Origin of the sequence: Serratia sp. YC16 (assembly GCF_009707615.1) — a bacterium.
GTDB classification, from domain to species: Bacteria; Pseudomonadota; Gammaproteobacteria; order Enterobacterales; family Enterobacteriaceae; genus Serratia; species Serratia surfactantfaciens.
Window position 1 is genome coordinate 1,495,751 of the sequence record NZ_WLYN01000001.1, and the last position, 23,216, is coordinate 1,518,966.

A 23,216-nucleotide genomic window follows, 5' to 3' on the forward strand; every position below is an offset into this window, starting at 1 on the left:
TGAAATGACGCAAAGCAAAAAGCCGACCCTGAGGTCGGCTTTTTAAATGGTGGTGGAGCTAGACGGGATCGACCCGTCGACCTCTTGCATGCCATGCAAGCGCTCTCCCAGCTGAGCTATAGCCCCACAAGAGTGGTACGCATTGACCGGCGTTACGGTATCCCCAACCTTGCTGAGAAGAAGGTTGGTGGAGCTAGACGGGATCGAACCGTCGACCTCTTGCATGCCATGCAAGCGCTCTCCCAGCTGAGCTATAGCCCCACACAAGTGGTACGCATTGACCGGCGTTCCGGTATCCCCAACCTTGCTGAGAAGAAGGGTGGTGGAGCTAGACGGGATCGACCCGTCGACCTCTTGCATGCCATGCAAGCGCTCTCCCAGCTGAGCTATAGCCCCACAAAAGTGGTACGCATTGACCGGCGTTACGGTATCCCCAACCTTGCTGAGAAGAAGGTTGGTGGAGCTAGACGGGATCGAACCGTCGACCTCTTGCATGCCATGCAAGCGCTCTCCCAGCTGAGCTATAGCCCCGTTCCACAATCACTTTGTGCTGTGAACGGGGCGCATAATATGAAACCCGCTCAAAGCTGTCAACGGCTAAATTGAATTACTGAACCAAGCGTTGAAAAAGCCGCCAAATCAGCATGTTTGGCGCCAAAAAATCATCACTTTGCGCAGAGTTCAGCCATTTTGAGCGTTACATCTCAAAATGGCGAAAGACCCTGCATATCACGTTGATTTTTAATTAACGGAATGTTAGTGAAATGCGCTTGAGTCGGACTCCTGCGCGGCATAGACTGCCCGCGCCTTAAACTTCATTACTATAAACCGAGTCCGTCATGTCTTTGCATTCACCAAAAGAAATCGCCGCCCTCGCCGTTCAGGCCGGGGTGAACAAAAGCCACGCCCCTCTCGCTAATCTGTTGATTCTGGGCTTTCTCGCCGGCGCCTTTATCGCTACCGGCTTTCTGCTGGATATTCACGTCATCGGCACCCTGCCGGCCGAATGGGGCTCTTTCGGCGCCCTATTAGGTGCGGCGGTGTTCCCTATCGGCCTGATCCTGACCATTCTGGCCGGCGGCGAACTGCTGACCGGCAACATGATGACCTTGCCGATGGCCTGGTTCGCCCGCGAAATCCCCGCTATCGCCGTGCTGCGCAACTGGTTTTGGGTCACCCTGGCCAACTTCGCCGGCAGCGTGGCCGTCGCCTACTTCTTCGGCCATCTGCTGGGCCTGACCGAGGGCGCGTTTTTGCATAAAACGCTGGCCATCGCGCAGGCCAAAGTGGATGCGGACTTCCTGCACGCCTTTATTTCCGGCGTCGGCTGCAACTGGCTGGTGTGCCTGGCGGTATGGTTAGCCTTCGCCAGCAGGGATGTACCGGGTAAAGTCATCGGCATGTGGTTCCCGGTCATGGCTTTTGTCGCCATCGGCTTCCAGCACGTGGTGGCGAATATGTTCATCATACCGGCGGCCATCTTTGCCGGCGGCATGGGTTGGGAGCAATACCTGCCTAACTTTGCTGCGGTATTCCTCGGCAACGCGCTGGGCGGGGCCGGCTTTGTCGGGTTGATGTATTTCCTCGCCTATCGCCCGGGATTGCCGGCCGGCGAACAAGCCTGATAAACGACAATAAAAAAGCCCCGGGATCGCTCCTCGGGGCTTTTTCTTTATGGATGGCGTATCAGCCTAATCAGGCCTGCGCTTCACGCTCGGCGATGTAAGCCAGCGCCATATCGATGCGCTGCAGCGAACGCTTCTGGCCGATCGCATGCACGGTCACGTCCATGCCCGGCGACTGACCGGCGCCGGTCACCGCCACGCGCAGCGGCATGCCAACCTTGCCCATGCCGACGCCCAGCTCGTCCGCCGTACCCTGAATGGCATCATGCACGTTTTCCGGCGTCCAGACGGTGATGGCGGCCAGCTTGGCGCGCACCGCTTCCAGCGGCTGACGTGCAACCGGGCGCAGGTGTTTCTTGGCGGCGTCGGCGTCGAACTCGCTGAAGTCTTCGTAGAAGTAACGGCAAGACTCCGCCATTTCCTTCAGCGTCTTGCAACGCTCGCCCAGCAGCTTGACGATCTCCTTCAGTTCCGGGCCGTTGCGGGTTTCAAGACCCAGTTGCTCAACGTGCCACGCCAGATGCACCGCCACTTCTTCCGCCGGCATATGGTTGATGTAGTGGTGGTTCAGCCATTGCAGCTTCTCGGTGTTGAACGCACTGGCAGATTTGTTGATCGCTTCCAGCGTGAAGAACTCTTTCATCTCATCGATGGAGAAGATCTCCTGATCGCCGTGGGACCAGCCCAGACGCACCAGGTAATTCAGCAGCGCCTGCGGCAGGTAGCCGTCATCGCGATACTGCATCACGCCCACCGCGCCGTGGCGCTTGGACAGCTTTTTACCGTCGTCGCCGAGGATCATCGACACGTGCGCGTATTCCGGCACCGGCGCGCCCAGCGCTTTGAGAATGTTGATCTGGCGCGGGGTGTTGTTGATGTGGTCTTCACCGCGGATCACATGGGTGATTTCCATGTCCCAGTCATCGACGACGACGCAGAAGTTATAGGTTGGCGAACCGTCGGTGCGGCGGATGATCAGATCGTCCAGCTCCTGGTTGCTGAATTCGATCGGGCCGCGAATTTTGTCGTCGAAAATCACCGAACCTTCCTGCGGGTTGCGGAAACGCACCACGTGCGGCTCGTCGTCGGTGTGGCTGCACTGGCTGTCGCGGCAGTGGCCGTCATAACGCGGCTTCTCGCCGTTTTCCATCTGCTTCTCGCGCAGCGCTTCCAGGCGTTCCTTGGAGCAATAGCATTTATAGGCGGTGCCCTGCTCCAGCATCTCGTCGATGACCGCGTTATAGCGATCGAAACGCTTGGTCTGGAAATACGGGCCTTCATCCCAATCCAGGTTCAACCAGTTCATGCCATCCATAATTGCGTCGATCGCGTCCTGGGTGGAGCGTTCCAGATCGGTATCTTCGATACGCAGAACGAACTCACCGCCCGCATGGCGGCTGAACAACCAGGAATAAAGTGCGGTACGCGCGCCGCCGACGTGAAGATAGCCGGTCGGGCTCGGTGCAAAACGGGTTTTGATTTTCATTGGGTTCACTGCCTTATTACGCAACGCGTGTCGGCGGTTGCCGACGATTGCTCGGAATTGAAAAAAGAGTGGACGACATTGTATCACCACGCGCTAATTCCTCAACGCCGACACGATATTGCACCGGTCGATTTCACGCGATTTGCGGCCAGTTCCGCATAACATTGCGCAAAGAATCGGCGTCTCTGGCGATAATTATCGCGCCCTGCCTAAATTTGCGGCGAACGATTGAAATCATTTTAAAAACCGTTGACTCACTTTGAACTATCCCTATAATGCGACTCCAACAAGACGGGGCGATTAGCTCAGTTGGTAGAGCATCTCCTTTACACGGAGGGGGTCGGCGGTTCGAGCCCGTCATCGCCCACCATCTTGTTGAGAAAAAATGAGAACGAATGAGGGTGATTAGCTCAGTTGGTAGAGCCTCTCCTTTACACGGAGGGGGTCGGCGGCTCGAGCCCGTCATCACCCACCATCTGTCTCTCGTTTAGCAGTAACCTGGAAGTCCTGAAGTGGGTGATTAGCTCAGTCGGTAGAGCATCTCCTTTACCCGGAGGGGGTCGGCGGCTCGAGCCCGTCATCACCCACCATCTGTCTCTCGTTTAGCAGTAACCTGGAAGTCCTGAAGTGGGTGATTAGCTCAGTCGGTAGAGCATCTCCTTTACCCGGAGGGGGTCGGCGGTTCGAGCCCGTCATCACCCACCATCATTCTCTCGTTTAGCAGTAACCTGGAAGTCCTGAAGTGGGTGATTAGCTCAGTTGGTAGAGCCTCTCCTTTACACGGAGGGGGTCGGCGGTCCGAGCCCGTCATCACCCACCATCTGTCTCTCGTTTAGCAGTAACCTGGAAGTCCTGAAGTGGGTGATTAGCTCAGTCGGTAGAGCATCTCCTTTACACGGAGGGGGTCGGCGGTCCGAGCCCGTCATCACCCACCATCTGTCTCTCGTTTAGCAGTAACCTGGAAGTCCTGAAGTGGGTGATTAGCTCAGTTGGTAGAGCAGTTGACTTTTAATCAATTGGTCGCAGGTTCGAATCCTGCACGACCCACCAATTCAGAAAAAAGCGCCTTTTGGCGCTTTTTTCGTTTCTGCGCCACCTGACTCTGCCTTTATCCTCTTACTGACATGGCCCACTGAGTCGTGCGGGTGAGATCCTGCGTTCAGGTTCGAGCATCGCGCAGCGATACGACAACGCGCAGCGTTGCCCGCAGGGTGAGGCCACAGGCCGAATCAATCCTGCACGACCCACCAATTCAGAAAAAAGCGCCTTTTGGCGCTTTTTTCGTTTCTGCCGCACTCACTTTCCCTTCTTCTTATTCTCTCTATTCACCACGCGCTGAGATACGAATGGTTATCATTTTGGCCGCTTGAATGGTAAATTAGCGGGCAACCCCCACGGCCACTCCGCCGTCGGATTGATACGCCTTTGTGCAAGGAAAGAAAGAGCCCGCTCATGACCCTATCCTTACGTCAGCTGTTTATTTCATTCATCGCCGTTTCCACCTTGCTGCTCAGCGGCTGCGGCCCGGACGACAAGAGCGACGAGCAGAAACCGTCCGCCCCCGCTGCCGACAGCAGTTGGCCGCGCACCATCGACAGCGCCAAAGGGAAATTTACGCTGGAAAAACCGCCGCAGCGCATCGTGTCCACCAGCGTCACCATCACCGGCACGCTGCTGGCGATCGACGCCCCGGTGGTCGCCAGCGCCGCCACCAGTCCGAATCCCCTGGTAGCCGATAAACAAGGTTTCTTTACCCAATGGAGCGAAGTGGCCAAACAGCGCCACGTCGAGCGGCTGTATCAGGTGGAGCCGAATGCCGAAGCCGTCGCCGCCGCCGCGCCGGACTTGATCGTCGTCGCCGCAACCGGCGGTGATTCTGCGTTAAAACTGTACGATCAGCTGTCTGCCATTGCGCCGACGCTGGTGCTCGATTACGGCGACAAAAGCTGGCAACAGCTGGCGAGCGAGCTCGGCGAGATCACCGGCCATGAGGCCGGCGCCAAACAGGCGGAAGATCGTTTCGAACAGCGCGTGGAGCAAGTGAAGCAGGCGATTACCCTGCCGCCGCAGCCGACCACCCCGCTGGTGTATGCCGATAATGGCCGCGAGGCCATGCTGTGGACGCCGGGCTCCGCCCAGGGCAAGCTGCTGACCCAGCTCGGCTTCCAGTTGGCTACTCCGCCGGAAAGCGCCAAAGGCAACACCAGCATGGGGAAACGCCATGACATCATCCAGATCTCCGGCGAGAAAATGGCCGAGGGCCTGAACGGTAAAACGCTGATCCTGTTCGCCACCAATGAACGCAAAGTGCAGGAGCTGTTGGCCAACCCGTTCCTCAAGCATCTGGAGCCGGTGGAACAGCGGCACGTCTACGCCGTCGGCAACGACACCTTCCGCCTCGATTACTACAGCGCCACCAACATGCTGAACCAAATCGAGCAGTTGTTCAAAAAGCCCTGAATCACGCTGTCGGCAGGCCAATCCCCTGCCGACGCTTTCCGCAAACGGATCGGCAGTTCACATTCAATCAATTGAAATATCAATAGTTATTAACATCCTCAACGCAGCTAAACCACGAACCGACGGGTGCATGCGGGCGTAAACTCGTGCTACTATTTGGCGCCCGTTATAAACGCAAATAGCAATGAGAATAAAAATCATAAAGGAGTTACCGGTGTGAACGTACCCACTCCGACTGAGCGGACGCTTTCGTCCGCGCCGCACGCAGCTTACGCCAGTGGCTTCAAACGCATCGCCGGGTTCGGTATCGGTTTGGCGCTGTTGCTGCTGTGCGTCATTGCCAGCCTGATGCTGGGTTCCAAAGCCATTCCTTTCCATACCGTCTGGCTCAGCCTGCAGGGCGTAGCGAGCGGTTCCGACAGCACCATCATTCTCAACGCCCGGGTGCCCCGTACGCTGGCGGGCATTTTGGCCGGCATGGCGCTCGGCGCCGCCGGCGCACTGATTCAGGCGTTGACGCGCAACCCGCTGGCCGATCCCGGCGTGCTCGGCATCAACGCCGGCGCCAGCTTCGCCGTGGTCATCGGCATCATGTTTTTCGGTGCCGCCACCACCGAAAGCTATATGGTCTACGCCTTCGCCGGCGCCGCCGTCACTACCCTGCTGGTCTACCTGATCGGCACGCTGGCGGGCGGGCGAATCAACCCGGTACGGCTGACGTTGGCCGGCGTGGCTATCGGCGCGGTGCTGCTCGGCATCACCACCGGGCTGTCGCTGATCGATCCGCAAACCTTTGACCAACTCCGCTTCTGGCAGGCCGGCACGCTGGATATCCGCACGCTGTCCACGCTGCCGGTGACCGCCCCCGCCATTCTGCTCGGCTGCCTGCTGACGCTGCTCATCGCCCGGCCGCTGAATACCATCGGCATGGGGGAAGATCTGGCTATCGCGCTCGGCGCGCGCGTGGTGCTGACTCAGGTGATCGCGGTGATCGCCATCACCTTGCTGTGCGGTGCAGCAACCGCCACCGTCGGCCCGATCAGCTTCATCGGCCTGATGGTGCCGCATATCGCTCGTTGGTGGGTCGGCCCCGACCAACGCTGGATCCTGCCCTACTCCATGCTGCTGGCGCCGATTTTACTGCTGTGCGCCGACGTAGTCGGCCGCTTGCTGGCGGCCGGTGAACTGCGGGTTTCCATCGTCGCCGCCTTTATCGGCGCGCCGGTGTTGATCTGGCTGGTGCGACGCAAGAAAACGCTGGGGGGCTTGTGATGAGTCTGCCCCACACTCTGCATATTGGCCGCCCGGACGGCATCATCAACTGGCGCATGCCGCTGCGCCTGCTGCTGGTCAACCTTTCGCTGCTGGCTTTGTGCCTGGCGATGGCGGTTGCCGCGCTGTGCTACGGCACGCTGCAGCTCTCGCTGGAGCAGGTCTTTGCCGCGCTCAGCGGCGAGGCGCCGAAAAACCTGGTGACTGTGGTCACCCAATGGCGCTTGCCTCGCATCGCCATGGCGCTGTTGTTAGGCGCCGCGCTCGGCATGAGCGGCGCCATTTTCCAGTCGATTATCCGCAACCCGCTCGGCAGCCCGGACGTGATCGGCTTTAATATGGGGGCTTACACCGGCGCGCTGATCGCCATCACCCTGTTCAACGGCGGCTACTATTACGTCGCTGGCGGCGCGCTGGCCGGCGGTATTCTCTCGGCGCTGGCCATCTATCTGCTCGCCTGGCGACAAGGCATCGCCGGCTTCCGGTTGATCATCGTCGGCATCGCCATCAGCGCAGTGCTGGTCTCCACCAACACCTGGCTGATCATCACCGCTTCGCTCGAGCGCGCCATGGACGCCGCCATGTGGCAGGCCGGTTCGCTCAACGGCATGACCTGGCAAAAAGCCCAGCCCGCCACGGCGTTCATCGTGCTGGCGGCGGCGGCCGCACTGCTGATGGGCAAACGGCTGCAGCTGCTGGAAATGGGCGACGACACGGCGCGCGCGCTGGGCGTCAATGCCGAAAGCAGCCGGCTGTGGCTGATGCTGTTCGGCGTCACCCTCACCGCCGCCGTCACCGCCACCGCCGGGCCGATTTCCTTTATCGCGCTGGCAGCACCGCAGATCGCCCGTCGCCTGGCCGGACAATCCTCGGTCACCCTGACCTCCTCGGCGCTGATGGGCGCGGCGTTGCTGCTCGGCGCCGACGTGGTGTCCCAACATCTTTTCGCGCCGATCCAACTGCCGGTCGGGGTCGTGACCGTCTGCATCGGCGGCCTGTACCTGATTTGGCTGCTCATTCGAGAGGCCCGCAGATAATGAAGAGTGATAATGCCATGAGCCACCGCCTGCACGCCTCGCACCTGAAGCTGGGCTACGACAATAAAATCATCGCTGACGATCTGAGCGTGGCGATCCCCGACGGCGCCTTCACGGTGATCGTCGGGCCGAACGCCTGCGGAAAATCGACGCTGTTGCGCGCCCTGTGCCGCCTGCTGAAACCCAGCGCCGGCGAGGTGATGCTGGACGGCAAGAACATCAGCAGCTTCGCCACCAAGGCGCTGGCGCGCGAGCTTGGCCTGCTGCCGCAAACCTCGATCGCGCCGGACAGCATCACCGTGGCGGACCTGGTGTCGCGCGGCCGCTATCCGCACCAAAGCCTGCTGAAACAGTGGACGCAGGCCGACAAACAGGCGGTGGAAGCTGCCATGGCGGCCACCAACGTCAGCCAACTGGCGGACCGCAGCGTCGACGAGCTGTCCGGCGGGCAGCGTCAGCGCGTCTGGGTGGCGATGGCGCTGGCACAGCAAACCCCGCTGCTGCTGCTGGATGAGCCGACTACCTATCTGGACATCGCACACCAGATCGAGCTGCTGGATCTGTTCCGCCAGCTCAACCGCGAGCGCGGTCAAACCCTAATCGCGGTGCTGCACGATCTCAACCACGCCTGCCGCTATGCCGATCACATCATCGCCATGCGCGACGGCAAGATCGTGGCGGAAGGGAAACCGGCGGAGATCATCACCGCCGAACTGGTGGAGCGGGTGTTCGGCATGCCGTGCATGATCATCGACGATCCGCTGTCCCACACGCCGCTGGTGATCCCGCGCGGCCGCTACCACTGCGACGCACCTCAAGCATGAAAAAGGCCGGGTTAACCCGGCCTTTTCGTTATTTTTCCAGCGACACCTGCTTGAAGATGTGTTTGCCGAACGGGTCGATTTCGTAGCCTTTTACTTCCTTGCGCACCGGTTCGAAGATAGTCGAGTGCGCGATCATCAGCGCCGGCATCTGATCGTGCATCATCACCTGCGCCTGCTGGTACATCGCCACCCGTTTGGCGTGATCGTTCTCTTCGCGCGCCTGCAGGATCAGCTGGTCGAACGGTTTGTAGCACCATTTCGCCGAGTTGGAGCCGCCGAGCGAAGCGCAGGTGAACAGCGGGCCGAAGAAGTTGTCCGGATCGCCGTTGGCGGTGGTCCAACCCATCAACGCGGTCTGGTGTTCGCCGTTTTTAATCCGCTGCAAATATTCGCCCCACTCGAAGGTGACGATGTGGGCGCGCACGCCGATTTTGGCCCAGTCGGCCTGAATCATCTCCGCCATGCGCTTGGCGTTAGGATTATAGGGCCGCTGCACCGGCATCGCCCACAGATCGATGTCGAACCCCTGGCCCAGCCCGGCCTCCTGCAACAGCTGCTTCGCCCGCTCCGGCGAATACGGATAGTCTTCAAGCTGCGCGTTGCTGCCCCATTGGGTCGGCGGCAGCAGGTTTTTGGCCGGCTGGCCGGCGCCGTGGAACACCGCATCGATGATCGCCGGTTTGTTGACCGCCAGCGCCAACGCCTGGCGCACCTTGACGTTATCCAACGGTTTCTTCTGGGTGTTGAAGGCCAGGAAGCCGATATTCAAGCCGGATTTTTCCATCACCTGGATGTTGCCGTCCTGCCGCATGCGCGCCAGATCCGCCGGATTGGGGAACGGCATCACCTGGCACTCGTTTTTTTGCAGCTTGGCGTAACGCACCGCCGCATCCGGCGTGATCGAGAACACCAGCCGGTCTATCTGCGGTTTGCCTTCCCAGTAGCGATCGAACGCCTTGTAGAGGATTTTCGCGTCCTTCTGGTACTGCACCAGTTGGAACGGCCCGGTGCCGATCGGATCGTTGTCCACCCGCTGTGGCGTGCCGGCCTTCAGCATCGCGTCGGCATATTCCGCCGAAAAAATGGTGGCGAAGTACATGCCCAGATCGGCGACGAACGGCGCCTCGGCGCGGGAGAGCTCAAAGCGCACGGTGTGGTCGTCCACCTTGACGATCCGGTCGATCAGCGTACCGAACTCCATCGACTCGAAGTTGGTGTAGGCGCCGTTGGAGACGTTGTGATAAGGGTTGTTGGCGTCCTTCTGGCGCATAAACGAGAAGATGACGTCGTCGGCGTTGAAATCGCGGGTGGGCGTAAAATATTTATTGCTCTGGAATGCCACGCCCTTGCGCAGATGGAAGGTATAGCGCTTGCCGTCCTCGCTCACCTCCCAGCTTTCCGCCAGGCTGGGTTGCAGCTCGACGGTGCCGGGTTTGAAATCCACCAGCCGGTTGTAGATCGCCGCTGAACTGGCGTCTACCGTGGTGCCGGAGGTGAACAGCTGCGGGTTGAAGCCTTCCGGTGAGCCTTCGGAACAGTAGACCAGCGTATTGGCCCGCGCGCCGCCGGCAATCGCCAACGCCAGCAGCCCGATCGTTATTGCTTTTCTTTTCATTGCGCTATCCCCAGTGGTGAAAAAACAGCCCAACGGATAGCAATAAATCATGCAGTTAGCGATGTAAAGGACAAATTCCGCGCATAAAAACGGGCAGGCGCGCAAGCGGCCTGCCCCGGTGAAACCGCGCGATGATGAAATTAAATCATCTGGCTGAAGTTCATCTGCGCCATCAGCTTATAGTTGTCGGCATAGTCGACCGGAATGGCCACCACCACCGGCCCCTGGATCGCCATCGCCTTGCGCAGCATCGGCCGCAGATCGTCCACCGACTGTACGGCGAAACCGACCGCGCCGCAGGATTCCGCGTAGGCCTTGAAGTCAATCGGCCCGAACTCCACGCCGGATTTGCGCTGGTATTTGTTCACCTCCTGCATCTCCACCATGTTATAGGCGTTATCCACCCAGATGACGTGCACGATGTTGTTTTTCAGCCGCACCGCGGTCTCCAGCTCCATGCTCGACTGCATGAACCCGCCGTCGCCGGAGATCGACACCACCTTGTCGCCGGGGCGCACCAACGCCGCGCCGATGGCCCACGGCAACGCCACCCCCATGGTTTGCTGGCCGTTGGAGATCAACAGCTGGCGGGCGCGGAAGCTGTAAAGATAGCGGGCGATCCAGATGTGGAAGCTGCCCATGTCCACGCACAGCGTCACGTCGTCGCTGACGATGTCCTGCAGCTCCTTGACGATGCGCAGCGGGTGGATCGGCATACCGCCGCGCCGCGCGGCGCGCTCCGCCAGTTCAGTGCGTTGACGGCCGAGATCGGTGAGGATCAGTTCCACCTCGGGCGGCACGCAGACTGCCTCACTGAACGCTTCGGTCATCATGTTCAGCGTGGCGCTGATGTTGCCCACCAGCTCGACGTCCGGACGATAACAGGTATCGATATCCGCCGGCAGCACGTCGAGATGCACCAGCTTCAGCCGCCCGTGGCTGTTCCACATGCAGGGATCGTATTCGATCGGATCATAGCCGACGCTCACCACCAGATCGGCCTTCTGCAGCAACTGATCGGCCGGCTGGTTGTTGAACAGACCGACGCGGCCGGCAAAACGGGCGAAGTGATTGACGTCGATCACCCCCGCCGCCTGATAGGTGCCGACCACCGGCATATGGGTGCGGTACAGCAGATGGCGTACCGCCTCGCTGTTCTCTGGCCGGCTGGCCTGCAAACCGAGCAGCAATACCGGGCATTTGGCCTGGCGGATCAGTTTCACCGCCGCCTGAATGTCGTCCGCCGCCGCGGCCCCCATGCGCGGCAAGCGGCAGCCGGCCAGCACCGGCGCCGTGACCGGTTCATTGACGATATCCATCGGCAGGCTGACGAACGACGCCCCCGGGCGGCCGAACTCGGCGCGGCGGAAGGCGTTGGCGATCACCTCGGAAATCGCCGAGCCGGCGTGCACTTCGGCGCAATACTTGGTCACCGGCCGGAACATGCTGACGGTATCCATGCTCTGGTGCGTCTGCTTCAGGCTGTCGGCGCGCTTCACCGCTCCGCCGAAGGCCACCACCGCATCCCCTTCCGAGGTGGCGGTGGCCAGCCCGGTGATCAGGTTGGAACTGCCCGGCCCGGAGGTGACCAGCGCCACCCCGGCCTTGCCGGTCAGGCGGCCGACCGCCGCCGCCATAAAGGCCGCGTTGGCCTCATGCCGCACCACCACTGTTTCGATCGACGGTGCGTCCTCCAGCGAATCGAACACCCGGTCTATCTTGGCGCCCGGAATGCCGAAAACGTGTTTGACGCCCTGCGCTTCCAGGTTTTTCACCACCAAATCAGCGCCGCATTGCCAGTCATTGCCTGTTTTTTCCTGTGCCATGGTTCCACCTCCTAAGAAAACGATCGCCGGGGTTAGCCCTCGGCGGAACGAATCGCGCGGTCCAAATCCTCTGGGCAGAGGTTGGCGCGCAAGAAATCCGCATCATGCGGCAACTGAAGATTGAGACGGGTGATGACGCCGAACTGCAGGCGGCCGTGATCGAGCTGGTAATCCAGCACGTGGCCGCCGCCGCTGCGGTCGTCGGTAACGAAATGTTCGTGATAGCCGGCTACGCCGATGCCCTGCATGTAATCCGGCGAGCGGAAACCGACCAGCGTGCCGCGCCGCTGATGGAACGAGAAGGTCGGCTGCTCTTCTATCGCTTCCAGCATCGGGCGATAGGGCCGTTCCTGACGCGGCACGGTGCGGGTTTCCACATGGCTGAACTCGCCATCAACCCTTACCGCGCAAAACAGGTTCGGCGAGGCGACCTGCTCGTCGATGCACTGGTGCAGCTGCGCCTTGGTGATTGGCCGGTCGAACTGCTGGCTGATGCTGGGCTGGAAAAAGGTGACGACGGCGAAAGGGGTTTTCTGTTGCAGACCGGCTGGGCGGGCGCTGCCGTCGGCGCGCAGCTGGTGTATTTCCTGGTCGAAGGCGATCAGTTCGCCATCCAGATGATTGAAGGTGCCGAGGCCGAAATCGCCGTGTTTGAGCAGCTCGGCAATGGTGGTTTCGCCCTCGTAGACCCCGTCAATGAGCGCGCTCATCAGCGAGATTTGATAGATTTCGCCCTCCCCGGCGTTGATCGACTGCCTGGCGAAACCCTGCGCCAAATGGCGCGCACAGGAACACCCGTGTTTTTCGTTCATGACTAACTCCTCCACCAGCGCGGAATCGCGGTTCCGCGCGTTCAAAAGACCCACCGGCGGTGAGCCAAGATGCCGCCCAGGTCGCGTTCATCAGTTGGAACGATTCAGCCTGAGGCGACAAAAAAACCGGCACGGCTGGCCGGCCGATATCCAGAACTCACGGCATAATGTGTGACAGTAAAGGCTCACTAATCATTAATACCGAGTCGGATATCAAATTGAACGGTTAATCTGGTGTTGGAGCGACAATCAACTCCGCAGGCGGCTCGTGCAGCCTGGGAAAAACATCTGTTATTTAGTGCTAAGCGCCGCGAGGTTTATGCGTTTTCTCTCTATACGGCCGGGATGCGGCCGCATTGAAGCCCGCCGTCAACCCGCAGCCAGAGTAGCCGCAGCGCCGCCGACAGAGAAGCGGGTATTCATAAGAAACGCTTTTGCATATAATGCAAAAATGAATGACGCCCGTTATGTTGAACATCTACCGATCTTTCTCGACGTGGCCCGCCTGGGCAGCTTTTCCGCCGCCGCACGCCGGTTGGGCATGGTGCCCTCCTCGCTGGTGCGCCATATCGACGCGCTGGAAAGCGCGCTCGGCGCCGCGCTGTTCGTCCGCTCCACCCGTGGGCTGCTGCTGACCGACGCCGGCGAGCTGCTGCTGACGCGCGCCGCCGCGCTGATGACGGACATTACCGGTATTCACGCCGAGCTGAGCGCGTTGAACGAAACGCCGCAGGGCACGCTGCGCATCAGCTGTCTGCCGACCTTCGGCAAAACCTATGTGTTGCCGTTGCTGCCGACGCTGACGGAGCGCTATCCGCAGCTGTGGATCGATCTCGATCTGACCGAACGCCAGACCGATCCGACGCAGGAACCGCTGGACGCCGCCATCCGTATCGGCGAGCAGAAGGACAGCGCGCTGTACGCCAGCCGTATCGCCACCCAACGCTGGGTTATGTGCGCCAGCCCCGCCTACGTCGCGCGCTATGGCCTGCCGACCGATCTGGAGGCGCTGCCGCAGCACCGGCTGATCGCCCGCTACCACAAACAGCAGCCGGCCTGTTGGGCACAGATCCTCGACGCGGCGCTGATGAGCCGCTGCACCATGGCGCTGCGCTGCGACGATTTCACCGCGCAGCGTCAGGCCGCGCTGCTCGGCCTGGGCATCGCTTTTCTACCCAACTGGGTGGTGGGGCCGGACGTGCAGAACGGGCAACTGGTGCAGATGCTGGAAGATCCGCGCCATGAGCAGCAAGGCATCTACCTGCTGCGGCCGATGGCGAAGGTATCCGCCCGGCTGGCGGCCTTCACCGCCCTGCTGCAGCAAACCATCGGTCAGCCGCCCAGCTGGGCGTAAAGCGGCGTGACCCGATTGTGCAGCGCCGGGTTATCGCTCTCGTCCTTCAGCTCGATGCCGGTCAATCGCCGCTGAAACGCCTGCTCCAGCAGCCAGGCCAGGCGGAACGCCGCCTGCGGATAATCCAGCCCCTCAGGCCGCACATTGGAGATGCAGTTGCGCTCAGAGTCTCTTCTGTGCGAGTTCGGCTCCCAGGTCAAATAGACGCCCAGGCTGTCCGGCGACGACAGCCCCGGCCGTTCGCCGATCAGTACCGCCACCGCCCGGGCTTGCAGGCATTCGCCGATCTCATCCCCCAGCGCCACCCGCGCCTGATGCGCCAGCGCCACCGGCGCGACGGCCAGCCCCAGCGTCTCGAGGTAGGGCAACAGCGCCTGCAGCAACGGCAGCGCCTGGCGATGCACCGCCTTGGAGGAGAGGCCGTCCGCCACCACCAGTAACAAATCGATGCGGCGCGGCGGCAGACCGAGCAGCAGGCTGCGGCTGTCCGGCGCCAGTCGCCGCCCCAGATCCGGCCGACGCAGGTAGGCGGCGCGGTCAGCAGCCTGGCTGCGCACCGCCAGCGAGGGCCAACCGGCCTCGTGCAGATCCGCCGCCAGCCGCTCGCTGTCGAAAGGCTGATGCACCGCGTCGCGCGCCTGGGCATGGGCCAGGCCGAAGCGCAGCAGCTCGTCGGTCGGCAGGCTGGCGCCGGTGCGCCCCAGCGCGATGCGCGCATCGGTAAAGGCGCGCAGCGCGTCCCAGCTGTTGACGTGTACCGGTTTGCTCATGTGCGTTCTCCCTGCAGCGCCAGCAACAGCGGGTGATTGGCGGCGGCGTCGCGCAGCCGCCCGCGCTCGTCGGTGATGTTCATCGCCGCCAGCCAGGCGGCGAATTCCGGCGCGTGTTTCAGCCCCAGCAGCTCGCGGATATAAAGCGCGTCGTGGAACGAGGTGCTTTGGTAGTTAAGCATGATATCGTCCGCGCCCGGCACGCCGATCAGGAACGTCAGCCCGGCGGCGGCCAACAGCGTCAGCAAGGTATCCATGTCGTCCTGATCGGCTTCGGCATGGTTGGTATAGCAGACGTCGCAGCCCAGCGGCAGGCCGAGCAGCTTGCCGCAGAAGTGGTCCTCCAGCCCGGCGCGGATAATTTGTTTGCCGTCATACAGATACTCCGGGCCGATAAACCCCACTACGGTGTTGATCAGCAGCGGCGAAAAATGGCGCGCCACCGCATAGGCGCGTGCCTCGCAGGTTTGCTGATCGACGCCGTGATGCGCGTTGGCCGACAGGCAACTGCCCTGCCCGGTTTCGAAATACATCACGTTATCGCCCAATGTGCCGCGCTTGAGGCTCAGCGCCGCCTGCTGCGCCTCCGCCAGCAGCGCCAGACTGATGCCGAAACCGCGGTTGGCCGCCTCGGTGCCGGCGATCGACTGAAACACCAGATCCACCGGCGTGCCGCGCTCCATCAGCCGCAGCGTGTTGGTCACGTGGGTCAGCACGCAGGATTGGGTGGGAATGGAGAAGCGCTGGATCACATCGTCCAGCATGTAGTTGAGTTTTTCCAGCAGCGGCAGGCTGTCGCTGGCCGGGTTGATACCGACCACCGCGTCGCCGCTGCCGTACAGCAGGCCGTCCAGCATGCTGGCGGCGATGCCCTGCAGGCTGTCGGTCGGGTGATTGGGCTGTAGCCGCACGCTGAGGTGGCCCGGCAGGCCGATCGTATTGCGAAAACGCGTCACCACCCGGCATTTCTTCGCCACCAGGATCAGATCCTGATTGCGCATGATCTTGCTGACCGCCGCCGCCATCTCCGGCGTTATGCCGGCGGCCACCTGCGCCAGCATGGCGCTGTCCGCCTGCTCGCTCAGCAGCCAGTCGCGAAAATCGCCGACCGTGAGGTGCGAGATGGGCGCAAAGGCGACGGCATCGTGGCTGTCGATAATCAGGCGCGTCACCTCGTCCTGTTCGTACGGCACCAGCGGCTGCTGCAGGAACGCCTTGAGCGGCACATCCGCCAGCGCGATGCGCGCCGCCATGCGCTCTTCGGCGCTTTGCGCTGCCACTTCCGCCAGATAATCGCCGGAACGCGCCGGCGAAGCCTTCGCCATCAGCTGGCGCAGGTCGCCGAAGCGATAACCGCGTTGGCCCAACGTTGCCTGATACATAGCCCCCTCCCTTGCCCTGCGTGACGAGATACAAGCCCTGCACCAAGTGTAGTCAGCGGGAGAAGAAAATTATTTTGCCGGCGATCGCCGCCATCATGCTTTCCCCCATTTCACCCACCGCCGCTTCGGGTTACAGTAGCCGCGAAAACGGGAGGGGTGATGGATCCGCAACGGCAAATTATCGAATGGCTGCAACAAGATAACACTCGCATGGCGGCCCTGCGCACCGTGCGCAGGCTCGGCCTGAATGACTGGTGCCTCGGCGCCGGCTTTGTACGCAATCTGGTGTGGGACCGGCGGCATGGCTACGCCGTGGCGACGCCGCTCAACGATATCGACGTGATTCATTTCGATGCGGAGCGTGCGCAGGCCGAACGCGATCGCATGCTGGAAGCACGTTTGCAACAGTGGCTGCCGCAGCCGTGGTCGGTCAAGAACCAGGCGCGCATGCACCTGCGCAGCGGCCGGGCGCCCTACCGCAACAGCGAAGAGGCCATCAGCTTCTGGACCGAAGTGGAAACGGCGATCGGCGCACGCCTGAACGCCGACGACAGCATCACGCTGGTGGCCCCCTTCGGGCTCGCGGCGCTGTTCAACGACACCATCACCTTCAACGTGAAAAACGGCGACCGCGCCGCCTATGCCCAGCGGGTGCTCGACAAAGGCTGGCTGCTGCGCTGGCCGCATCTGCGGCAGGTAAAGATTTAGCCGCCGCTGCCGATACCCTGAACAGCGATATACCGACTCAGGGAGAGCATCCATGTCGACCACCATCACCATGATAGTACCGATCAAAAATACCGTTCCCGGCGTCAGCAACGTGTTCAGCGCGCCGGGCCATCAGGGCGAACTGCTGATGGCCAAACCGGTCAACAACCAGCCGCAGGGCGGCAAGATGGAGAAAAACGAACGCGCCAACGGCAATGACGAACCGGTCAACCTCAACGAAAGCCGCGCCTCGGCCCGCATCAAGGCGCTGAACCGGCAGATTCAGGCGCTGCAGCAAAAGTTGGTGGAGCTAAAGGACTCCGACGCCGATCCTAAGGAAATCGAAAAGCAGAAGCAGCTGATCGAAGCGCAGATCAAAATGTTGCAGGCAGAAATCGCCCGCATCCAGAAAGAAGAAATGGAAAAGCAGCAGCAGGAGCAGATGGCAAAAGCCGCGGCGCAATCCGGCGACGGCGTAAACCGCCCAACGCCGTTCAACGCTGTGGACGTCTATATCTGAGTCAATATTCCGCGTTTTCCTGCCGGCGCTGTTGCAGCAGCGCCGCCTGCTGACGCGCCACCTGCCAGATGGCCTCCGCCGCCGGCGTCAGCGAACGGTTCTTGCGCCGCACCAGCATCAGAGCACGGTTGATCTCCGGCACCAGCCGCCGCACCCGGAGCCGCCCCCCTTCCGGCAGCGGCAACGCCAACGCCGGGAAAATGCTGATGCCGATCCCCTCCGCCACCATCGGGAACAGCGTCGCCGGATGGCCGATTTCCTGCACTACCTGCGCCTCCACGCCCTGCTGTCTCAGCGCGCTGTCGATCAGCGGTCGGCTGCCCGACGCATAGTCCTGCAACACCAGGCGGCAACCGTTCAGCGCCGACCAATGTACCGCCTGTTGCGCCGCGAACGGATGATCGTCGCGGCACAACAACAGGAACGGCTCGTGCAGCACCGCTTCGCACTCCAGATCCACCGCCTGTACCGGATCGACCACGATGCCGAAATCCACCTCCGCGTTGCGTACGCTGTGCAGCACCTGCTGCTGCGCCTGATCGCGCAGCATGATGCGGATCTCCGGGTATTCGCGCTCACCGGCGGCGATGCACTGCGGCATCAGATGGGCGGAAATGGTTTGGCTCGTCGCCACCCGCACCGTGCCGCTGCGCTGTACGCCAAAGCTGCGCGCATCCAGCAACGCGGCCTGCAGTTCGTCCAGCAGCCGCTCGACCCGGTTGGCCAGCCGCAGGCCGGCGTCGGTCAGCACCACTTCACGCGTGGTGCGATCCAGCAGGCGCACGCCGACCTCTGCTTCCAGCTCTTTCACGCTGTGGCTGACCGCCGATTGCGTCAGACCAATCGCCTCACCGGCGCGGCTGAAACTGCCGTGGCGAGCGATGGCGACGAACACCCGCAGCTGTTTGAGTGAGTAATTCATGTGTTTTATTCATATATGAATTAAATAAATCAATTTAATTATTATATGCCCACGCGGGAGAATAGCCCCATCGATTTTCTACCCTGAGCGCACCGCCATGAGATTTCTGCCCGATCGTTTTACCCTGACGCTGATCGCCACCGTATTGCTGGCGTCGTTCCTGCCGGCGCGCGGCGAGTTCGTCGGCTGGCTCAACGCCCTGACCATCGCCGCCATCGCCCTGCTGTTCTTCATGCACGGCGCCAAGCTGTCGCGCGAGGCCATCCTGGCCGGTAGCAATAACTGGCGGCTGCATCTGTGGGTGATGTTCAGCACCTTCATCATTTTTCCGGCGCTGGGCATGCTGTTCGCCTGGTGGGCGCCGATCGACGTCAGCCCCGAGCTGTACGCCGGTTTCATCTACCTGTGCATCCTGCCCGCCACCGTGCAATCGGCCATCGCCTTCACCTCGCTGGCGGGCGGCAACGTGGCGGCGGCGGTGTGCAGCGCTTCCGCCTCCAGCCTGCTCGGGATCTTCGTGTCGCCGCTGCTGGTCGGCCTGCTGATGAATGTGCACGGCGATACCGGCAGCCTGCGGCAGGTCGGCTCGATCGTGCTGCAGCTGCTGGTGCCGTTCGTCGCCGGCCACCTGCTGCGGCCGCTGATCGGCGGCTGGATCGAACGCCATCGCCCGCTGATCGGCAAAACCGACCAGACCTCGATTCTGCTGGTGGTGTACGCCGCCTTCAGCGAAGCGGTGACGCACGGCATCTGGCATCAGGTCGGGCTTGGTTCGCTGGCGTTTATCGTCGGCGGCAGCATCGTGTTGCTGACGATCGTGCTGGTGGTGAACACTTACATGGCGCGTTGGCTGGGGTTCAGCAAGGCGGACGAGATCACCATCGTGTTCTGCGGCTCGAAGAAAAGCCTGGCGAACGGCATTCCGATGGCCAATATCCTGTTTCCGGCGGCTCAGGTGGGGATCATGGTGCTGCCGCTGATGGTGTTTCATCAGGTGCAGTTGATGACCTGCGCAGTGTTGGCGAAGAGGTACCAGCGTAAGCGGCAGACGCAACAGGCGGTGCCCAACGCACAGGCGTCGCGCGGGTAAAAAAAAGACGGGCCAAGGCCCGTCAGATCAGCTTTTCTTCAGCGGCTTGACCAGGTGGTCAAGCCCTTCGATTTTAATCGCCAGCGTCATCTCCATCAGCATGCCGAGCTTGCCTTTGGGGAATTCGCCTTTGCGAGCGAACCACAGCAGGTACTCTTCGGGCAGGTCGATCAGCACCCGCCCCTGGTACTTGCCGAACGGCATCACGGTATTGGCGATCTCCAGCAGGTTTTCTTTTTCCATCAGTCACCCAGCAGGCGGATCATCTCCGCTTCATCGATCACCGCGATACCCAGCTCCTGCGCCTTCGCCAGCTTGGAACCGGCCGCCTCGCCGGCGATCACCAGGTCGGTTTTCTTCGATACGCTGCCGCTGACCTTGGCGCCCAGCGCCGTCAGGCGATCTTTGGCTTCGTCACGCGACAGCTGGCTCAGCGAGCCGGTCAGCACCACGGTTTTGCCGGCGAACGGGCTGTCTATCTCTTCCGCCACCACCACCACCGGCGCCGGCCAATGAATGCCGATCTCGGCACCCACCAGCTCGTTGATCACCTGCTGATTGAGCGCTTCATCGAGGAAGTTGCGGGTGTGTTTGGCCACCACTTCACCGACGTCCGGCACTTCTTTCAACGCCTCGATATCGGCGGCGAACAGCTTCTCCAGCGAACCGAAATGCGCCGCCAGGTTGGCGGCGGTCGCCTCACCGACCTCGCGAATGCCCAGCGCGTACAGGAAGCGGGCGAAGGTGGTCTGCTTGGATTTCTCCAGCGCGTTGACCAGGTTCTGCGCCGATTTCGGCCCCATGCGATCCAGGCCGGTCAGAATGCCGGCGGACAGGCGGAACAGATCGGCCGGATTCTTCACGTACTCCTTGTCCACCAGCTGCTCGATGATCTTGTCGCCCATGCCCTCGACGTCCAGCGCGCGACGGGAAACGAAGTGCTTCAACGCCTCTTTGCGCTGCGCGCCGCAGATCAACCCGCCGGTGCAACGCGCCACGGCCTCGCCTTCCACGCGCTCAACGTCGGAACCGCACACCGGGCAATGCAGCGGGAACACCACTTCGCGCGCATCCTGCGGCCGGCGGTCTTCCAGCACCCCCACCACCTGCGGGATCACGTCGCCGGCGCGGCGCACGATCACCGTATCGCCGATGCGCAGCCCCAGACGCTCGATTTCATCGGCGTTGTGCAAGGTCGCGTTGCTGACGGTCACCCCGGCCACCAGCACCGGCTCAAGGCGGGCCACCGGCGTAATCGCGCCGGTGCGGCCAACCTGAAACTCCACTTCGCGCACCACGGTGATCTGCTCCTGCGCCGGGAATTTGAACGCCGTCGCCCAGCGCGGCGCGCGCGCCACGAAGCCCAGCGTTTCCTGCAGGTCGATGTCGTCAATCTTGATCACCACGCCGTCGATGTCGAAACCGAGCTGCGCGCGGTCCTGCTCGACCTGGCGATAAAACGCCAGCACTTCCTCGCTGCCGGTGCGACGCTGGGCGCGATCGCTGACCGGCAGACCCCAGGCTTTGAACTGCATCAGGCGCTCAAAGTGGCTGCGCGGCAGCTCGCCGCCTTCCAGCAGGCCAACGCCATAGCAGAAGAAGGTCAACGGACGTTTGGCGGCAATACGCGGATCGAGCTGACGCAGCGATCCGGCGGCGGCGTTGCGCGGATTGGCGAACACCTTGCCGTCTTTGCGCCGGGCTTCTTCGTTCATTTGCTCAAAACCGGCCTGCGGCATAAACACTTCGCCGCGCACTTCCACCCGGCGCGGGATGTTGTCGCCGGTCAGGCGCAGCGGGATGGCGCGGATGGTACGCACGTTGGCGGTGATGTTCTCACCGGTGGTGCCGTCGCCGCGCGTCGCCGCGCGCACCAGCTCGCCGTCTTCGTACAGCAGGCTGACCGCCAGGCCATCCAGCTTCAGTTCGCAGCAGAAGGTCAGCGGATCGCTGCTCTTGAGCCTATCTTGCACGCGCTTGTAAAACGCCAGGAAGCTCTCTTCGTCAAACACGTTGTCCAGCGACAGCATCGGCACTTCGTGACGCACCTGGTCGAACGCCGCCAGCGGTGCCGCGCCCACGCGCTGGGTCGGCGAATCGGCGGTGACCCACTCAGGATGCGCGCTCTCCAGCTCGCGCAGCTCGCGCATCAGGCGGTCATATTCCGCATCCGGCACTTCCGGCGCATCCAGCACATGATACTGGTATTCATGATGGCGCAATGTGGCTCGTAGTTGATTGATTTGTTGGATTATCGATTCCATGGCTCACCATCAAAGATAAAAAACCCCCGGCTAGCGGGGGCTTTGTTGTTACGGATGTTCAGTGCGCGCGGCAACCCGGTCAGGCGTTGTTTTCCAACACTTCACGGATGCGCGCTTTGTAGGTTTCCAGCTTCTGCGGCGTCATCATGCGGCGCTCGTCGTCCAGCACCACACCGCCCACGTCGTCGGCGATGCGCTGCGCCGACTGCAGCATCAGCTTGAAGTTCTGATTGGCGTCGCCGTAAGACGGCACCATCATGAACATCGACACGCCCGGCGTGGAGAAGTCGGACATCATGTCAGGATCGAACGATCCCGGCTTGACCATGTTCGCCAGGCTGAACAGCACCGGGCCGCTGCCGGCCGGGCTGATATGGCGGTGGAAGATGCCCATCTCGCCAAACTGGAAGCCCGCCTGCAACACGCTCTGCAGCAGCACTTCGCCGCCGATCACGCCGCCCTGATGGGCCGCGACGTGCAGCACCAGCACGGTCTCTTTCAGCTTGGCCGGAATTGGCGCAACCGCCGGCTGTTGTGGCTGCGGCGCAGGTTCCTGCGCCGGCTTCGCTGCCGGCGCGGGCTGCACAGGGGCCGGTTCGGCGTGGAATGCCGGTTCCGCCACCTGCGGCGCCTCATGTTCATGCGGCAGATCGTCGACGCGCGGCTCGCGGCGCGCGGCCGGTTGCGGTTGCTGCGGCTCGGCCTGTTCTTCGTCCGGCGCGTAGTTGTTCAGCAGGATGTCATCATACTCCGGCCGCTGAGACAGCGGAGGCGGTGTCTGATGAGCGGCCGGCTGAACGGCGCGGGGCGCTGGCGCAGCCGCCGGAGCGGGCTTCGGCGCGGCCACGGGTTCTTCGCGTGCGGCATCGAAATGGCCGAATGACGGCTCGTCTTGCGGGTGAGCGGCGCGCACGCGCACCTCACCGACGCCTTCTTCGAGATCGTCGATCGGAGTTTGTTCACGTTCCTTTTGGGAACGTTTGGCTGGGCGATCGCGGAAGAGCGCTGACCGTTCTTTGCGACTGGTCCACAGACCGTGCAATAACAGCGCTATTATGGCGATCGCGCCAACAACGATTAATATCAGACGCAAATCCTGCATCATTGCTATCTCTGTTGTTCCAATACATTGCCACCGCGGCAAACATTCACTCTTTAACTCTATTTGCCCGCGCACACAAGTGCAAGTCCGTGCTGAACTTTATGCCAATAAAGATGATTATACTGCCTTTTTCTGCTGGTTTTTCAG

19 protein-coding genes, 11 tRNA genes and 1 other RNA gene are annotated in these 23,216 nt (G+C 61.7%); 17 read left to right on the forward strand and 14 right to left on the reverse strand.

Annotated elements, in window-relative coordinates; translation table 11 throughout:
- Window positions 1–50: 50 nt before the first annotated feature.
- The 4 genes from GKN89_RS07020 to GKN89_RS07035 all read right to left on the reverse strand — a co-directional run bounded on the left by GKN89_RS07020 (window position 51) and on the right by GKN89_RS07035 (window position 531).
- Window positions 51–126 (reverse strand) — tRNA-Ala (locus GKN89_RS07020).
- Between the two features lie 59 nt (window positions 127–185).
- Window positions 186–261 (reverse strand) — tRNA-Ala (locus tag GKN89_RS07025).
- 59 nt (window positions 262–320) lie between these two features.
- Window positions 321–396 (reverse strand) — tRNA-Ala (locus GKN89_RS07030).
- Window positions 397–455: 59 nt separating this feature from the next.
- Window positions 456–531, reverse strand: a tRNA-Ala gene (locus GKN89_RS07035).
- A 308-nt stretch (window positions 532–839) separates the two neighbouring features.
- Between GKN89_RS07035 and GKN89_RS07040 the strand changes: the two genes are divergently transcribed.
- The gene (locus GKN89_RS07040; RefSeq protein WP_019453829.1) at window positions 840–1,625 is read left to right on the forward strand and encodes a formate/nitrite transporter family protein; all 786 of its coding nucleotides are present in this window, start codon (window positions 840–842) and stop codon (window positions 1,623–1,625) included.
- Between the two features lie 70 nt (window positions 1,626–1,695).
- On the opposite strand, the gene gltX is transcribed toward GKN89_RS07040, so the two are convergent.
- Window positions 1,696–3,111: a glutamate--tRNA ligase gene (gene gltX / locus GKN89_RS07045; protein ID WP_063919820.1), complete on the reverse strand. Its 1,416-nt coding sequence runs from the start codon at window positions 3,109–3,111 to the stop codon at window positions 1,696–1,698.
- A gap of 294 nt (window positions 3,112–3,405) precedes the next feature.
- On the opposite strand from gltX, the gene GKN89_RS07050 reads away from it, so the two are divergent.
- From GKN89_RS07050 to GKN89_RS07105, 12 genes are all read left to right on the forward strand, one after another.
- Window positions 3,406–3,481 (forward strand) — tRNA-Val (locus GKN89_RS07050).
- 29 nt (window positions 3,482–3,510) lie between these two features.
- Window positions 3,511–3,586 (forward strand) — tRNA-Val (locus tag GKN89_RS07055).
- Between the two features lie 39 nt (window positions 3,587–3,625).
- Window positions 3,626–3,701: transfer RNA gene (locus GKN89_RS07060), tRNA-Val, on the forward strand.
- A gap of 39 nt (window positions 3,702–3,740) precedes the next feature.
- Window positions 3,741–3,816: transfer RNA gene (locus GKN89_RS07065), tRNA-Val, on the forward strand.
- Window positions 3,817–3,855: 39 nt separating this feature from the next.
- A tRNA-Val gene (locus tag GKN89_RS07070) sits at window positions 3,856–3,931 on the forward strand.
- A 39-nt stretch (window positions 3,932–3,970) separates the two neighbouring features.
- Window positions 3,971–4,046, forward strand: a tRNA-Val gene (locus GKN89_RS07075).
- 39 nt (window positions 4,047–4,085) lie between these two features.
- Window positions 4,086–4,161 (forward strand) — tRNA-Lys (locus tag GKN89_RS07080).
- A 75-nt stretch (window positions 4,162–4,236) separates the two neighbouring features.
- Window positions 4,237–4,361, forward strand: a non-coding RNA gene (locus GKN89_RS07085) — RtT sRNA.
- Between the two features lie 202 nt (window positions 4,362–4,563).
- Entirely contained in the window at window positions 4,564–5,571 is a 1,008-nt protein-coding gene (gene fepB / locus GKN89_RS07090; protein WP_154746591.1) for a Fe2+-enterobactin ABC transporter substrate-binding protein, read from the forward strand.
- A 216-nt stretch (window positions 5,572–5,787) separates the two neighbouring features.
- The gene (gene fepD, locus GKN89_RS07095) at window positions 5,788–6,843 is read left to right on the forward strand and encodes a Fe(3+)-siderophore ABC transporter permease (protein ID WP_019453832.1); all 1,056 of its coding nucleotides are present in this window, start codon (window positions 5,788–5,790) and stop codon (window positions 6,841–6,843) included.
- The gene (gene fepG, locus GKN89_RS07100; protein ID WP_063919822.1) at window positions 6,843–7,880 is read left to right on the forward strand and encodes an iron-enterobactin ABC transporter permease; all 1,038 of its coding nucleotides are present in this window, start codon (window positions 6,843–6,845) and stop codon (window positions 7,878–7,880) included. The genes fepD and fepG overlap by 1 nt, the downstream gene beginning before the upstream one ends.
- 17 nt (window positions 7,881–7,897) lie before the next feature.
- Window positions 7,898–8,704: an ABC transporter ATP-binding protein gene (locus tag GKN89_RS07105; RefSeq protein WP_004936408.1), complete on the forward strand. Its 807-nt coding sequence runs from the start codon at window positions 7,898–7,900 to the stop codon at window positions 8,702–8,704.
- A 28-nt stretch (window positions 8,705–8,732) separates the two neighbouring features.
- Here GKN89_RS07105 and GKN89_RS07110 read toward each other — a convergent pair whose 3' ends face one another.
- The 3 genes from GKN89_RS07110 to budA all read right to left on the reverse strand — a co-directional run bounded on the left by GKN89_RS07110 (window position 8,733) and on the right by budA (window position 12,957).
- Window positions 8,733–10,319, reverse strand: a complete 1,587-nt coding sequence (locus GKN89_RS07110; protein WP_154746593.1) for an ABC transporter substrate-binding protein — start codon at window positions 10,317–10,319, stop codon at window positions 8,733–8,735.
- A gap of 140 nt (window positions 10,320–10,459) precedes the next feature.
- Window positions 10,460–12,145: an acetolactate synthase AlsS gene (alsS, locus tag GKN89_RS07115; protein WP_019453835.1), complete on the reverse strand. Its 1,686-nt coding sequence runs from the start codon at window positions 12,143–12,145 to the stop codon at window positions 10,460–10,462.
- A 32-nt stretch (window positions 12,146–12,177) separates the two neighbouring features.
- A complete protein-coding gene (budA, locus tag GKN89_RS07120) occupies window positions 12,178–12,957 on the reverse strand; it encodes an acetolactate decarboxylase (protein WP_004936416.1) in 780 nt (259 codons plus the stop codon).
- Window positions 12,958–13,408: 451 nt separating this feature from the next.
- Between budA and GKN89_RS07125 the strand changes: the two genes are divergently transcribed.
- The gene (locus GKN89_RS07125) at window positions 13,409–14,311 is read left to right on the forward strand and encodes a LysR family transcriptional regulator (protein ID WP_019453836.1); all 903 of its coding nucleotides are present in this window, start codon (window positions 13,409–13,411) and stop codon (window positions 14,309–14,311) included.
- On the opposite strand, the gene eutC is transcribed toward GKN89_RS07125, so the two are convergent.
- Both eutC and GKN89_RS07135 read right to left on the reverse strand, forming a co-directional pair.
- A complete protein-coding gene (eutC, locus tag GKN89_RS07130) occupies window positions 14,290–15,081 on the reverse strand; it encodes an ethanolamine ammonia-lyase subunit EutC (protein ID WP_019453837.1) in 792 nt (263 codons plus the stop codon). The two genes, GKN89_RS07125 and eutC, sit on opposite strands and share 22 nt — an antisense overlap.
- On the reverse strand, window positions 15,078–16,463 hold the full coding sequence (locus tag GKN89_RS07135) for an ethanolamine ammonia-lyase subunit EutB (RefSeq protein ID WP_154746594.1): 1,386 nt from the start codon (window positions 16,461–16,463) through the stop codon (window positions 15,078–15,080). Before GKN89_RS07135 ends, eutC begins: the two co-directional genes overlap by 4 nt.
- 159 nt (window positions 16,464–16,622) lie before the next feature.
- Between GKN89_RS07135 and GKN89_RS07140 the strand changes: the two genes are divergently transcribed.
- Complete coding sequence (locus GKN89_RS07140) at window positions 16,623–17,171, forward strand: nucleotidyltransferase family protein (protein WP_019453839.1); 549 nt, start codon at window positions 16,623–16,625, stop codon at window positions 17,169–17,171.
- A gap of 52 nt (window positions 17,172–17,223) precedes the next feature.
- A complete protein-coding gene (locus GKN89_RS07145) occupies window positions 17,224–17,691 on the forward strand; it encodes a FlxA-like family protein (protein WP_154746595.1) in 468 nt (155 codons plus the stop codon).
- A gap of 1 nt (window position 17,692) precedes the next feature.
- Here GKN89_RS07145 and GKN89_RS07150 read toward each other — a convergent pair whose 3' ends face one another.
- Window positions 17,693–18,613, reverse strand: a complete 921-nt coding sequence (locus tag GKN89_RS07150; protein WP_019453841.1) for a LysR family transcriptional regulator — start codon at window positions 18,611–18,613, stop codon at window positions 17,693–17,695.
- A 97-nt stretch (window positions 18,614–18,710) separates the two neighbouring features.
- Between GKN89_RS07150 and GKN89_RS07155 the strand changes: the two genes are divergently transcribed.
- On the forward strand, window positions 18,711–19,703 hold the full coding sequence (locus tag GKN89_RS07155; RefSeq protein WP_019453842.1) for a bile acid:sodium symporter family protein: 993 nt from the start codon (window positions 18,711–18,713) through the stop codon (window positions 19,701–19,703).
- Window positions 19,704–19,730: 27 nt separating this feature from the next.
- On the opposite strand, the gene GKN89_RS07160 is transcribed toward GKN89_RS07155, so the two are convergent.
- The 3 genes from GKN89_RS07160 to zipA all read right to left on the reverse strand — a co-directional run bounded on the left by GKN89_RS07160 (window position 19,731) and on the right by zipA (window position 23,072).
- Complete coding sequence (locus tag GKN89_RS07160) at window positions 19,731–19,946, reverse strand: DUF3820 family protein (protein WP_004936441.1); 216 nt, start codon at window positions 19,944–19,946, stop codon at window positions 19,731–19,733.
- On the reverse strand, window positions 19,946–21,967 hold the full coding sequence (ligA, locus tag GKN89_RS07165) for an NAD-dependent DNA ligase LigA (protein WP_025160149.1): 2,022 nt from the start codon (window positions 21,965–21,967) through the stop codon (window positions 19,946–19,948). The genes GKN89_RS07160 and ligA overlap by 1 nt, the downstream gene beginning before the upstream one ends.
- A gap of 79 nt (window positions 21,968–22,046) precedes the next feature.
- Window positions 22,047–23,072 (reverse strand): cell division protein ZipA, encoded by a 1,026-nt coding sequence (zipA, locus tag GKN89_RS07170; RefSeq protein WP_063919828.1) that lies wholly within the window; start codon window positions 23,070–23,072, stop codon window positions 22,047–22,049.
- Between the last annotated feature and the right edge of the window lie 144 nt (window positions 23,073–23,216).